The following is a 13453-nucleotide window of genomic DNA, read 5'->3' as shown; positions in this document are numbered from 1 at the left end:
CAGTATACTGTTTAATTTGGATCGGAGACTAATCCGGGATGAAAATTTGCGCTACTGAAAAATCAGCGGGAACAGTTCCGGTTTCGAGTAGTACCGGTACACGGCGACGCCCGCACCGAGCGCTACGGCGACAAGGCTCGCCAGCACGGTGGCGCCAGCCCCGAGCGGCAGCGGAGCGGAGAAATTCTTCATGCTTCCGGATTCATTACACGCACCTATCGCTGCGCGAAGAGCACGGCGCGCAGCGATCGGAATTCGCGGGTATCCAGACCCCGCTCAAGGTCAGGTGCAGCGGCGAACCTTGACGCCGTTGACGATGGTGGTCTTGCAAACCTTGACCGGCTTGCGCACGACGACCGCGCCGCGTGGCCCGGCGCAGCCCGCGCGCACGACACCGTCGGCGCAGACCACGGCGCTGGCGGTGCGCGATTCGAGGGTCATGGTGGCGCCGAAGGCAAGCACGGCGGATGCAATGATCAGAAAGGATCGCATGTTTGGGCTCCCGGAGTTTTGGTTGATGCTCAGGTCTTGAAACTCAATTCTCGAAAGCTTCGCTATTTCTTTTCCGCCGCCGTCAGAACGTTCTTGCAGGCCGGCGTGATCTTGTCGCTCTCCCTGGCGAGGCAGGCGATGATCCGTCCGCTGCCCGGCGTGACGCGTCTGCAATATTTCTCGTAGTCGCCCATGCAGGCGTCTCGCTATGCCGCGGTCAGTTCCTGCGCTGAGGCGGCGTGCGACAGGCATAGCACGGCGGCGGCGGCCAGGGTGGTTCGTAGCATTCGGCTTCTCCCTTCGTTGTTGCGGCCGATCCCTGAGGTCAATGTCCGCAGATCAGGACGACCGGCCTGCTTGCTTCTTGGTTGCGGACCCGGTGTAGTGAGCCTCCAATTCATCGTGGCAAGAAATCCCGAGGAACACTCATGGCGCAGGTCAGAGCCAGATGGCTGGCGTTCTATGCCGAACATGTCGAGCCGGTCTCCAAGGAAATATTCTCTCACATCGAGAAATTGATCATCGGGACGTTGATCGTATCGGCCGGCGCCCATGTCTCGAGCAATGAGCCGGCGATCGTTCTGTTCGGCTACCTCAGGCATGGCCTGGTCGGCAGAGGTGTCATGTTGTTCGGCATCATTCTCCTGCTGCTCAACTTTCTCGACGGCCTGTACAAATTGGCCAAGCTCAACTGGCACGTCGCGTATCAGATCGTGATGACGGTGCTCTATGTCGCCCTCTCGGTGCGGCTCATCCAGCTCATCCTCGCTTTCCGTGGCGGCGAGTGAACGGCGATCCCGGTAATGCGGGGATCACCGACGGCGCGCGATTACCGCGCCGCGAACTGCGACAGCACATCCTTGCAGGCCGGCGAAAGCTGGCCGGCATTGGTCGCCAGACACTGCACGATCCGGCCGCCACCGGGCGCCACCCCGCCGCAGATCGTGCGGACGTCGGCGCCGCATGCCGAGCGCAGCACGAACAGTTCTTCGCGCGGACGCATCGGCCGCAGCACGATGACGGCGGGTGCCGCTGCAGGCGCCGAAGCGGTGGCCGCTCCGGCGGTGGCCGGTGCCGCACCTGCCGCTGCCGTTGCGGTTGTCGCTGCACCGCCGCTGCCAGCGGCGGAAACGGCCTTCTCGCAACCGGCGGAGAGTTTGGCCTTGTTCTTTTCCAGGCACTGCAGGGCCGGTGCGCCGCCGGTCGGTACGCCTGCGCAGACTTTTGGGTAGTCGGAGCGACACGCGCTGCGGATGGCGGAAACTTGCGCGCTGGTCGGCTGTCCGGCGGCGGGCGCTGCGGCAGCTTTTGGTTCAGCCGTTTTCGGGGCGGCGGTCGCGGCTGCCGGCGGCGCTGCGGCTTTCGGGGCCGCGGTATCAACGGGCTTCGCCGTGGCCGCCGCCGGCGCTTCCACCGCGCGCACCGCGCTCTGACAGCCTGACGACAGGCTCGACATGTTCTTCTGCAGGCATTGCAGCGAGGCTTCGCCGCCCGGCGGCACGCTGGAGCAATGCGCCATATAGTCGGAGCGGCAATCGGATTTGATGGCGTCGCGTTGCGCTTGGCTCGGTGCCTGCGCCAGCACGGGGGCGGTTGTGAGACTCGCGGCGACTGAAAGCAGTGGCACAAGCTTCATCGCACGCTTCAACGTGTTGTTCATCGGACAATCCTTTTCGTCACAGGAATCCGCCGCTTCGGCCGCAGTAAAAATTTCGCAGTAAAAAAAATCCAACGGCGCATCATTTTCGCTTTCGGGTTCCACTGCAAGCGGATTGTTGCTATTTTCATGGGGTGGCGCGGCACGTTTTTTTCTGACTACAGAATTTTTGAACAAACCAATTGAGGCAGGAATGATGAAGCCCATGCGTTCGCCAGCACGCCCTTGTCCGCGCCACACCATCGGGCAGGACGGCGCTCCGGTCCTGCGAGCGGCGTTTGCCATCGCCGCCATGGGCATCTTAAGTGCCTGCGAACAAAATACTTTTGTTCCGCCGCCGCCGGCGAAGGTCGATGTGGCGGTGCCGCTACAGCGGCCGTTCACGCGCTATCTGGAGGCGACCGGCAATACGGCTGCGGTCAAGAATGTCGACCTGGTCGCGCGCGTGCAGGGATTTTTGCAATCGATCAATTACAAGGACGGCGCCTTCGTAAAGGAGGGCACCTCGCTGTTCACGATCGAGCCCGATACCTACAAGCTGAAGCTCGAACAGGCGCAGGCGGCGGAAAGCGGTGCACAGGCCTCGGTGCGGCAGACGGACGCGGATTTCAAGCGCCAGCAGGAGCTGGTGCAGCGGCAAGCCGTTTCGCAGGCCACGCTGGATAATTCCACCTCCGCCCGCGACAACGCGCAGGCGAACCTGCTGCAGGCCCAGGTCAATACCAAGATCGCGGCGGTCAATTACGGCTACACCAACGTGACCGCACCGTTCGACGGCGTCGTCAGTGCGCATCTGGTCTCCGTCGGCGAGCTGGTCGGCGCCTCGTCGCCGACGCAGCTGGCCACCATCGTGTCGCTCGATCCGATCTACGTGAATTTCAACGTCAATGAGCAGGACGTGCTGCGGATCCGCGAGGAGGCACGCCGGCGCGGCATGACCGCGGACGATCTGCGGCAGATGCCGGTCGAGGTCGGGCTACAGACCGAAACCGGCTTCCCGCACAAGGGCCGGCTCGACTATGCGGCGGCGACGCTGAACCAGTCGACGGGCACCTTGCCGGTGCGCGGTGTGCTGCCCAATTCGGACCGTGCCCTGCTGCCGGGCTTCTTCGTTCGCGTCCGCGTGCCGGTGGATCAGGTGCAGAACGCGTTGCTCGTGCCCGATGTTGCGCTCGGCAGCGATCAGGCCGGCCGTTACGTGCTGGTCGTGAACGGCGAAAATGTCGTCGAGCAGCGCAAGGTGCGGGTCGGGCCGCTGGACGGCGGTCTGCGCGTCATCGAGGAGGGCCTGAAGGCGGAGGATCGCATCATCACCGCCGGGCTGCTACGCGCGATTCCCGGCCAGAAGGTCGATCCGCAGCTGAAGACGATCGAAGCGCCGCCGGCATCGGCCAAGTAGGAGCCGGGCATGATTTCAAAATTCTTCATCGAGCGGCCGGTTCTTTCCAACGTCATCGCCATCCTGATGGTCTTGATCGGCGGCGTCTGCCTGTTCCGGCTCGCCGTCGCGCAATATCCCGACGTGGTGCCGCCCACGGTGCAGGTCACCACGCGTTATCCCGGCGCCAGCGCCAAAACCGTGATCGACACGGTGGCGCTGCCGATCGAGCAGCAGGTCAACGGCGTCGAGGACATGCTCTACATGCAGTCCTACAGCGGCGCCGATGGATCCTATTCGCTGACGGTCACCTTCAAGATCGGCACCGACCTCAACTTCGCGCAGGTGCTGGTACAGAACCGGGTGTCGAGCGCGCTGTCGCAGCTGCCGCAATCGGTGCAGAACCAGGGCGTCACCGTGCAGAAGAGGTCGACGGCGATCCTGCTGTTCGTGACGCTGACCTCGCCGAAAGCGACCTATGACAGCCTGTTCCTGAGCAATTACGCCACGATCAATATTCGCGACGAGCTGTCGCGCCTGCCCGGTGTCGGCAACGTCACGGTGTTCGGCGCCGGGCAGTATTCGATGCGGGTCTGGCTCGATCCGAACAAGCTGTATGCGCGCAACCTGATGCCGCAGGACGTCATCTCGGCGATCCAGCAGCAGAGCCAGCAGGTCACCGCAGGCCAGGTCGGCGCGCCGCCGGCTCCGGCAGGCCAGGCGTTTCAATATACGTTGAACGTCGCCGGGCGGCTCGACGACGTCAGTGAGTTCGAGAACGTCATCGTCAAGACCGGCAATAACGGTGATGTCACGCGCGTGCGCGACGTCGGCCGGGTCGAACTCGGCGCCCAGACCTACAGCCAGATGTTCTCGCTGAACAACAAGCCGGCCACCGGCATCGGCGTATTCCAGTCGCCCGGCGCCAACGCGCTGGAGGTCGAGCAGGCCGTCAAGAAGAAGATGGCGGTGCTGGCGAAGGCGTTCCCGCAGGACGTGGTTTACGACACGCCGTTTGACACCACCAAATTCGTCTCGGAATCGATCAACGAGGTCTACAAGACGCTGGTCGAGGCCGGTCTCCTCGTCCTCGTCGTTATCCTGATCTTCCTGCAGGACTGGCGCGCGATGCTGGTGCCGGCGACCACCGTGCCGGTCACCATCATCGGCGCCTTCGCGGCGATGGCCGCGCTTGGCTTCACCGTCAACATCTCGACGCTGTTTGCGATCGTGCTGGCGATCGGCATCGTGGTGGACGACGCCATCGTGGTGGTGGAGGGCGCGGCGCATAATATCGAGAAGGGCATGTCCGGCCATGACGCCGCGATCAGCGCCATGGATGCGCTGTTCGCGCCGATCATCGGCATCACGCTGGTGTTGATCTCGGTGTTCCTGCCGGCAGCCTTTCTGCCGGGGCTGACCGGGCGGATGTATGCGCAATTCGCGCTGGTGATCGCCGCGACCGCGCTGCTCAGCGCTGTCAACGCGGCGACGCTGAAGCCGACGCAGTGCGCGCTGTGGCTGCGCCGGCCTGCGCCGCCGGAGCAGCGCAACTTCTTCTACCGCGGCTTCAACGCGGCCTATGGCCGACTCGAAGCCTGGTATGGCAGGGTGATCTCTCGATTGGTCGCGCACAGCAATGTTTCCGTCGTCGTGGCGCTGATCCTGATATTGGTAGCAGGTTGGGGCCTGTCGCGTGTGCCGACCGGCTTCATTCCGATCGAGGACCAGGGCTATCTGCTGGTGGCCGTGCAACTGCCCGACGGCGCGGCGCTGGATCGGACCCAGCAGGTGCTGACGCGCGTCGGCGAAATCACCGGCAAGGCGGCGGGCGTCGAGCAGGTGATCACGATCGCCGGCATTTCCGCGCTCGACAATTCATCCAGCCTCGCCAATGCCGGCGTCGCCTATCTGATTTTGAAGGAGTGGAGCGCGCGAGGAAAGGGCGAGGACCTCCGCTCGCTGTTCGTCGGCCTGAACGAAAAACTGTCCGTGATCGAGGAAGCGCGGATCCTGGTGGTGCCGCCACCGCCGATCCAGGGTATCGGCAATGCCGCCGGCTTCGCCATGCAGGTGCAGCTCCGCGACGGCAATTCCGATTTCGGCAAGCTGCAGGCGATCGCCGGGGCGATGGTAGCCAACGCGTCGACGCAGAGCGCGCTGCAGCGCGTCAGCTCGCCATTCCGTTCGATGGTGCCGCAATTCGACGTCGAGGTCGACCGGGTCAAGGCCCAGACCATGCACGTCACCACCGACCAGATCTTCTCGACATTGTCGTCCTACATGGGGTCGAGCTACGTCAACCAGTTCAACAAGTTCGGCCGCACCTTCCAGGTCTATGCGCAGGGCGACGCGCCGTTCCGCCTGACGCCGCGCGACATCGAACGGTTGACGGTGCGCAACAGCCAGGGCGACATGATCCCGCTCGGCTCGGTGGCGAAGATCACGGCCGCCGTTGGCCCGTCGCTGATCAGCCTGTATAATCTATATCCATCCGCCACCATCATCGGACTGCCGGCCACGGGCTACAGTTCAGGCCAGTCGATGAACCTGATGGAGGAGATTGCCGCCAGGACGCTGCCGCCGGGCACGGGGTTCGAGTGGACCGCTATGTCGTACCAGGAGAAGGTCGTCGGCGGCCAGATCTACTGGGCGTTCGGCCTTGCATTGCTGCTGGTCTACCTCGTGCTCGCCGGGCAGTATGAAAGCTGGTACGCACCGATCTCGGTCATCCTCGCGGTGCCGCTGTCGCTGCTCGGGCCGATGGCGGTGCTGACGGGATTGCGGATCGAGAACAACCTCTACACTCAGATCGGCATTATTCTCCTGATCGCGCTGTCGGCCAAGAACGCCATCCTGATCGTCGAGGTGGCGCTCGAGCTGCATGTGCGCGACCGCAAGCCGCTGCTGGAATCCGCCGTCGAGGCGGCGCGCGCCCGGTTCCGGCCGATCCTGATGACGTCGTTCGCCTTCATCCTCGGCGTCGTGCCGCTGGTGCTCGCCACCGGCGCCGGCGCCAACGCGCGAAAATCGATCGGCATCACGGTGTTCTCGGGGATGCTGGCCTCGACGTGCCTCGCCGTGCTGTTCGTGCCGACGTTCTTTGTCGTGGTGCAGCGGTTCGAGAACTGGCTGAAGGCGCGGAAGACGAAGAAAGTGGGAGCGCCGGTGACGCAGGCGCCCACGGTGCATTAGCAACGTCGTCCCGGCCCTGAGCCGGGACCCATACGCCGCGGCTTCTCGATTTGGTACCGGCGTTAGATACCTCCTGCAAGCAACAACCGCCGCGGCGGTCCCCGCGTTCGCGGGGACGACGTGGGGTTCGAGCTAAACCCGCACCATCCGCTTGCCGCGGTTCTCGCCGGCCAGGAGCCCGATCAGGGCTTTCGGCGTGTTCTCGATGCCGTCGATCACGTCTTCCTGCACCTTCAGTTTTCCCGAGGCGACCCAGGACTGCAGATCGGCCAGCGCGGCGGCGCTCTGGTCCATGTAATCCATCACGATGAAGCCCTGCATGATAAGGCGCTTCACCACGATCAGGCCGGGCACGCCGCGCGGGCCGTGCGCCGACGGCACGCCGTCATACTGGGAGATGGCGCCGCAGCAGGCGATGCGGCCGCGGTTGTTCATCAGCGCGAGACAGGCCTCCAGAATGTCGCCGCCGACATTGTCGAAATAGACGTCGATGCCCTTCGGCGCCGCTGCCCGCAACGCCTTGAACGTCGCGCCGTCCTTGTAGTCGACCGCGGCGTCGAAGCCGAGTTCGGACGTCAGCCACTGGCACTTGTCCTCGCCGCCGGCGATGCCGATCACGTGGCAGCCCTTTATTTTCGCGATCTGTCCGACGATCGACCCGACCGACCCGGCGGCGGCCGACACCACGACGGTCTCGCCCTCTTTGGGCTTGCCGACATGCAGCAACCCGAAATAGGCGGTGAGGCCGGCGATGCCGTAGACGCTGAGCAGATGTGTCATCGGCTCCAGCTTCGGCATCTTGTTCAGATGTTTGGCCGGCACGGCGGCGTAATCCTGCCAACCGGTATCGCCGAACACGATGTCGCCAGGTGAAAATCCCGGCGCCTTCGAAGACACGACTTCCGCGATGCTGCCGCCGGCCATCACGGTGTTGGCCTCGACGGCGGCGCGATAAGTGGCGCCGTGCATCCACGCGCGGTTGGCGGCGTCGAGCGAGATATAGCGCGTTCGCACCAGCACCTCGCCATCTTTCGGCTCGGGTACGTTTCCGCTGACCATCTTGAAATGCTCAGGCCCCAGTTTGCCGGTCGGCTTCTCGACCAGCAGGATCTGACGATTGACGGTGTCGCTCATGATGTTTTCTCCCTCGGGCGTTGCCGTATTTTGCTTTGCGCAGTGCGGACGGCGGCAGGCCGTCGACCTGCGCGGATTGTGCGCCACGTTCAGAAAAAGTCCAAATCCTCGACGCGGCCACCCCGCGCGACGGTCGCATATTCGATCGCCAGGAATAATCCGCCTGCCACATATACCCGTCGCTTGTGCGCGGCCGCTCGCTCCCGGGAGAGCCGCACCGCTTCTGGCATCGTCGCGGCGACCTGAATATCGGCTCCGGGATTGGCACGTCGCGCGGCCGCCGCGATGCTGTTCGCGTCGGCTCCCTTGTGGTGCGCCGCCGTGGCGATGATCGTATCGAACGCCGGCGCCAGCGCGCCGACGATCTCGTCCGCCTTCTTGTCGCGCGAAGCACCGGTAACGAGGATCCAGTCATCGGCGCCGTGAATCGCCATGAGGCTCGCCAGCGATTGGCGGATGCCGTCGGGCGTGTGACCGACGTCGATGACTGTCAGCGGATTCTGGCTGATGACTTCCAGCCGGCCGGGCCAGCGCGCCTCTCGCAGGCCGGCACGTATCGCGGTTTCGATCTGGTCCGCAGGCGTTTGCGGCTGTTCGCGCTGCAGCCACAACAGGAAAAGCGCGGCGGCAATGGACGCGTTGTTGATCTGGAACGCGCCGGGCAGGTTCAGTTCGAGGCCGCGAAAATTGTGATCCCCGAATTGCAGATCGAAACGCTGTCCCAAGGCCGCCGTCACGTCGTTGTCGATGCTGATGTCGTCGCGGACAAACATCAGCGTGCATCCGCGCCCGCGATTGTATTCGACGAGATGCGGCTGCAAGTCCCTACAATTCTCGCCATAGACGATCGTGCCGCCGGCGGCGCAGGCGTCGCTCTTGTCGGATACGATCAGTTCCAGCGTGTGGCCGAGCAGTTCAACGTGCTCGTAATCGACCGAGGTGACGCAGGTCTCGCGCGCGCCGACCATGCGGACCGGATCGTAACGTCCGCCGATGCCGGCCTCGAACACGGCGAACTCGCAGTCGCTTTCCTGGAAGTGGAGGCAGGCGACTGCAAACAGCGCTTCGAACGCGCCGAATTGCTGGCCGAGCCGTTTCGAGACCTCGGCGATGGCGGCTTCGATTCGCCGCTGCAGGTGGACGAATGCCTCGTCGTCGATCTCGACGCCGTCGACCTGTATCCGCTCGTTGAAACGAACCAGATGTGGCGAAGTGAACAGCCCGGTGCGCAGACCATAGGCGCGGCCGATCCGGGCGCACATCGCCGCCGTACTGCCCTTGCCGTTCGATCCCGTGACCACCACCGAGACGCGCTGCAGCCGCGCACGGTCTATGCCGAGCGCTTCGAGCAATCCGGCCATCCGTGCGAGGCAGACGCCGTCGCCGTATTTCGGCAGGTTGAACACTACAGCAGCCCCATGGCGGTGAAGGTGTGGCGCCAGATCTTCAGGATGAGGTCGCCGCGACCGGAGTCTTCCAGCAGCCGGATCGACGGGTTGGCGTTGACCTCGATGACCTCGTTGGCGTCAGGCTTGCCGTCGATGTCGACGAAGATGTCGATGGCGGCGACGCGAAGCCCGATCGCACGCGCCGCCTGCCGCGCCATCTCGATGGCTCTCTCGGATGGCTTATCCGCCAGCACCATCCTGCCGCCTGCGCTGAGATTCATCCGGCCCGTAATTTCGTGATGCTCTCCCCTGGCAGGCACATCTTCGAGCGATGGATCGTTGTCCGGGAGTGACGCGGGCGAAAGCCCGCGGGCGCGCAGGGCGTCGTTATGAGCGGTGAGCAAGTCACGCAGCTTATGCACGCCATCACCCGTGACCGAAGGCGGATATTTCCGCGCGCAGTACAGCACGTCATCGTCGAGCAGAAAGACGCGATACTCGGTCCCTTCGACGATCGGCTGCATCAGGATGGCGTCGTAATACTTCGCGACATCGCTGAGATAGCGATCGAGCGCGGCCGCGCCGTGAATGGCTTGCGCAAAGTCGCCGCGCGATCCCGCGAGCGGTTTGACGAAGGCCGATTTTCCCAACGTCTTGAAATGGGCGAGCGCGTCGTTGCGTTCATGCCCCGGCGGGCGATGCGCGCGGTGGCGGTCGTGCAGGAAAAAATACTCACCGCCAAGCGCGGACACGCCCGACTCCTGCAAAATCCGGCCTGCAAAATGCTTATCCGATGCCAGCGTCGAAGCGGTCGCGTTGTTCTGCGGATACCACGAGCATCGGCCGGCGCCGAAATGCAGCAGCCTGTCGTGCGAGGCCACGCTAAACAGCAGTCCCGCCCCACCGTCGAGGTCGCGAAATTGCAGGCCGAATTCGGCACAGGCGAACTCCGCATAGATCGACTGGTCCGGATAGAAGCCCGGTTTACCGATTCGAAACTCTTCGGGCCTTCGCATGCGATCTCTTTTGAAAGGTTCTTAACTGCTGGAAGTAATTTATTGCCAGATCGGCGCTGAATTCAGCAAGTTAATTGCGCTACCTGGCGTTAACGAAGTGAATCGAACCATTTTGCAAAATGGAACGACAGCTATTCCGAGTTATCGATTGTGCTGTAGGTCATATTGACTATTTGTCTGCCGTGCGCAGATGGCGCAAATCGCCGGTAATTTCGCCAGACATCAGGCGCTTCGAGGCCGAAAAACCGAAACGTTCTATATCGAGTCGTCAGGAAAAACGAAAACCCATGGCCGCATTCTATCGAGAGAAAGTTCTTGCTGTCCGCCACTGGACCGATACGCTTTTCAGCTTCCGGGCCACCCGCGATTCCGGTTTCCGCTTCCAGAACGGTCAGTTTGCGATGATCGGCCTTGAGGTCGAAGGCCGGCCGCTGTTGCGTGCCTACAGCATGGCCAGCGCCAACCACGAGGAAGAACTCGAATTCTTCTCTATCAAGGTCGCGGACGGGCCGCTGACCTCGAAGCTGCAGAAGATCCGCGAGGGTGATGAGATCCTGGTCGGCCGCAAGGCGACCGGCACGCTGATCACCGACAACCTGATTCCAGGCCAGCGCCTGCTGCTGTTGTCGACCGGCACGGGTTTGGCGCCGTTCGCGAGCCTGATCAAGGACCCCGACGTCTACGAGCGTTTCGAGACCATCGTTCTGGTGCACGGCTGCCGCCAGGTTTCCGAACTCGCCTATGGCGAAGAACTCGTCGCCATGCTGCGCGACGATGAATTGTTCGGACCGCTGCTTTCGGAGAAACTGCTGTATTATCCGACCGTGACCCGCGAGCCGTTCCGCAACCGCGGTCGAATTACCGACCTGATCTCGTCCGAGCAACTGTTCAACGACATCCATCAGGGGCCGCTGAACATCGAGACCGATCGGGTCATGATGTGCGGCAGCCCGGGGATGCTGGAAGAGCTGAAGCAGATGTTCGAGTCCGGCGGCTTCATCGAAGGCAGCGGCAACAAGCCCGGCCACTTCGTGATCGAGAAGGCGTTCGTCGAGCGCTGAGACGACGCAGCTTGCGTAGATGTCGCCCCGGCCTTGAGCCGGGACACATACTCGGCGGCGTTAATTGCGTGACGAGACGTCTGCCATTCGTGCTCACATCGGAGAGCACGGAGTATGGATCCCCCGATGCGCAATTGCGCATCTGAGCTCAAGGCCGGGACGACGTGGGCGAGATCGTCGTTCTCAACCCCATAACTCTCTCCATCCCCTCACTGCGATAACCACCCAATGCGGTGGTCGGCTCCAGGCGTCGGCGCACTGCCGGCACTCCGGTAAGCGTTACGCTGCGCCGCAAAAGCACCCGGACAACGCCTGCAGATATTTTTGCCGCCCGTTGTCACATCCGTGGGCGCCGACCCGTATACTGTATGGGCTTGCTGGATTGGTTGGACTAGGCTGCCGTCCGGCAAGAAAGATTTTGGCTGAGGAATTTCATGGAAACGATACTGCTGCCGTTCTCGCCACGTTACATCGTGTTGACGATCTGCGCTGTCATCACCGCCCTGCTGGTCGGGATAGGGATATTCGACCACAACATCAAGGTGTGGGAAATCCTGCTGGTCCCGATCGTGATTTTCGGGGCGCTCACGGTGCTCGGTATTCGCGATCTGCTACAGAAAAATCACGCGGTTCTGCGCAACTATCCGATCTCGGCGCACATCCGCTTTCTGCTCGAGGAAATCCGCCCGGAGATGCGGCAGTACTTCTTCGAGAGCGAGAAGGACGGCATGCCGTTTTCCCGCGACACCCGCGCGCTGGTCTATCAGCGCGCCAAGATGCAGCTCGACAAGCGGCCGTTCGGCACCCAGGAGGACGTCTATCGCGAAGGCTACGAGTGGATGCATCATTCGGTGGCGCCGAAGGCGCTCAACAGCGCCGAGTTCCGCGTGACCATCGGCGGCCCGGAATGCACCAAGCCGTATTCGGCATCGGTCTTCAATATCTCGGCGATGAGCTTCGGTGCGCTCAGTCCGCAAGCGGTGCGGGCGCTGAACAGCGGCGCTAAAAAGGGCCGCTTCGCGCATGACACCGGCGAGGGCGGCGTCAGCCCCTATCACCGCGAGAACGGCGGCGACATCATCTGGGAGATTGGCTCCGGCTATTTCGGCTGCCGCAACCGCGATGGTTCGTTCAACCCGGAGGAGTTCGCCCGCGTCGCCGCCGACGAGCAGATCAAGATGGTCGAACTCAAGATCAGCCAGGGCGCCAAGCCCGGACATGGCGGCGTACTTCCGGCCGCCAAGGTGTCGGAGGAGATCTCCAGGATTCGCGGCGTTGCGATGGGTGAGGATTGCATTTCGCCGGCCAGCCACCGCGCGTTTTCGACCCCGCTGCAGATGATGGCCTTCGTCGGCGAGATGCGTCGGCTGTCGGGCGGCAAGCCGGCCGGGTTCAAGATGTGTATCGGGCATCCCTGGGAATTTTTGGCGATCTGCAAGGCGATGCTGGAGAGCGGCATCTATCCGGACTTCATCGTCATCGACGGCAATGAAGGCGGCACCGGCGCGGCGCCGCTGGAGTTCATGGATCATCTGGGCATGCCGATGCGCGAGGGCGTCAGTTTCGTCCATAACGCGCTGATCGGCATCAATGCGCGCGACCGCATCAAGATCGGCGCCGGAGGCAAGATCGCGACCGCCTTCGACATGGCGCGCGCCATGGCGATCGGCGCCGACTGGTGCAATTCCGCGCGGGGATTCATGTTCGCGCTGGGCTGCATCCAGTCCCTGAGCTGTCACACCGATCGCTGTCCGACCGGCGTCACGACACAGGATCCGACCCGCGCCCGCGCGCTGGTGGTGCCGTTGAAGGCCGAGCGGGTCTACATGTACCACCACGCCACGCTGCACGCGTTGTCAGAATTGCTCGCCGCCGCCGGGCTCGACCACCCGCAGCAGCTGCAGCCGATCCACTTCTCCAAGCGGGCCTCGAGCACCGAGGTGATGTCGTTTGCAAAGCTCTATCCGCCGCTGCGGCCGGGCGAATTGATCGAAGGCACCGAGGATCCGCGCTTCCGCGACGCCTGGGCGATGGCGCGTGCAGATTCGTTCCAGCCAGCGGGATAGTATTTGCGACATTTGCGCGCTCTTTTGAGTTTAGAAGCGAATGACTATCTGGTAAGTTCCCGTCTT

12 protein-coding genes are annotated in these 13453 nt (G+C 63.1%); 5 read left to right on the top strand and 7 right to left on the bottom strand.

Annotated elements, in window-relative coordinates; genetic code table 11:
- Positions 1–51: 51 nt before the first annotated feature.
- The 3 genes from QUH67_RS33035 to QUH67_RS33025 all read right to left on the bottom strand — a co-directional run bounded on the left by QUH67_RS33035 (position 52) and on the right by QUH67_RS33025 (position 686).
- Positions 52–192, bottom strand: a complete 141-nt coding sequence (locus QUH67_RS33035; RefSeq protein ID WP_300944079.1) for a hypothetical protein — start codon at positions 190–192, stop codon at positions 52–54.
- Positions 193–282: 90 nt separating this feature from the next.
- Entirely contained in the window at positions 283–492 is a 210-nt protein-coding gene (locus QUH67_RS33030; RefSeq protein WP_300944077.1) for a hypothetical protein, read from the bottom strand.
- Positions 493–554: 62 nt separating this feature from the next.
- Positions 555–686, bottom strand: a complete 132-nt coding sequence (locus QUH67_RS33025; RefSeq protein ID WP_300944075.1) for a hypothetical protein — start codon at positions 684–686, stop codon at positions 555–557.
- A gap of 234 nt (positions 687–920) precedes the next feature.
- Here QUH67_RS33025 and QUH67_RS33020 point away from each other — a divergent pair, with 234 nt between their 5' ends.
- Entirely contained in the window at positions 921–1280 is a 360-nt protein-coding gene (locus QUH67_RS33020) for a hypothetical protein (RefSeq protein ID WP_300944073.1), read from the top strand.
- Between the two features lie 41 nt (positions 1281–1321).
- Here QUH67_RS33020 and QUH67_RS33015 read toward each other — a convergent pair whose 3' ends face one another.
- Positions 1322–2152 carry a hypothetical protein gene (locus tag QUH67_RS33015; protein ID WP_407080496.1) on the bottom strand — a complete coding sequence of 277 codons (831 nt, stop codon included), beginning with the start codon at positions 2150–2152 and terminating at the stop codon, positions 1322–1324.
- A gap of 202 nt (positions 2153–2354) precedes the next feature.
- Between QUH67_RS33015 and QUH67_RS33010 the strand changes: the two genes are divergently transcribed.
- Together QUH67_RS33010 and QUH67_RS33005 are read left to right on the top strand one after the other, a co-directional pair.
- Positions 2355–3548: an efflux RND transporter periplasmic adaptor subunit gene (locus QUH67_RS33010; RefSeq protein ID WP_407080379.1), complete on the top strand. Its 1194-nt coding sequence runs from the start codon at positions 2355–2357 to the stop codon at positions 3546–3548.
- Positions 3549–3557: 9 nt separating this feature from the next.
- Positions 3558–6722, top strand: a complete 3165-nt coding sequence (locus QUH67_RS33005) for an efflux RND transporter permease subunit (RefSeq protein WP_300944072.1) — start codon at positions 3558–3560, stop codon at positions 6720–6722.
- Positions 6723–6854: 132 nt separating this feature from the next.
- On the opposite strand, the gene QUH67_RS33000 is transcribed toward QUH67_RS33005, so the two are convergent.
- From QUH67_RS33000 to QUH67_RS32990, 3 genes are all read right to left on the bottom strand, one after another.
- Positions 6855–7856 carry an NADP-dependent oxidoreductase gene (locus tag QUH67_RS33000; RefSeq protein ID WP_300944070.1) on the bottom strand — a complete coding sequence of 334 codons (1002 nt, stop codon included), beginning with the start codon at positions 7854–7856 and terminating at the stop codon, positions 6855–6857.
- An 89-nt stretch (positions 7857–7945) separates the two neighbouring features.
- Complete coding sequence (locus QUH67_RS32995; RefSeq protein WP_300944068.1) at positions 7946–9262, bottom strand: bifunctional folylpolyglutamate synthase/dihydrofolate synthase; 1317 nt, start codon at positions 9260–9262, stop codon at positions 7946–7948.
- The gene (locus QUH67_RS32990; RefSeq protein WP_300944067.1) at positions 9262–10260 is read right to left on the bottom strand and encodes an ATP-grasp domain-containing protein; all 999 of its coding nucleotides are present in this window, start codon (positions 10258–10260) and stop codon (positions 9262–9264) included. The genes QUH67_RS32995 and QUH67_RS32990 overlap by 1 nt, the downstream gene beginning before the upstream one ends.
- A gap of 287 nt (positions 10261–10547) precedes the next feature.
- Between QUH67_RS32990 and QUH67_RS32985 the strand changes: the two genes are divergently transcribed.
- Both QUH67_RS32985 and QUH67_RS32980 read left to right on the top strand, forming a co-directional pair.
- Positions 10548–11321: a ferredoxin--NADP reductase gene (locus QUH67_RS32985; RefSeq protein WP_300944065.1), complete on the top strand. Its 774-nt coding sequence runs from the start codon at positions 10548–10550 to the stop codon at positions 11319–11321.
- A gap of 434 nt (positions 11322–11755) precedes the next feature.
- Positions 11756–13387 carry an FMN-binding glutamate synthase family protein gene (locus QUH67_RS32980; protein WP_300944063.1) on the top strand — a complete coding sequence of 544 codons (1632 nt, stop codon included), beginning with the start codon at positions 11756–11758 and terminating at the stop codon, positions 13385–13387.
- Positions 13388–13453 lie beyond the last annotated feature (66 nt).

The organism is Bradyrhizobium roseum (assembly GCF_030413175.1).
GTDB classification, from domain to species: Bacteria; Pseudomonadota; Alphaproteobacteria; order Rhizobiales; family Xanthobacteraceae; genus Bradyrhizobium; species Bradyrhizobium roseum.
Note: the sequence above shows the minus strand (reverse complement) of the source record. Positions and strands in the feature narration are given on the sequence as shown.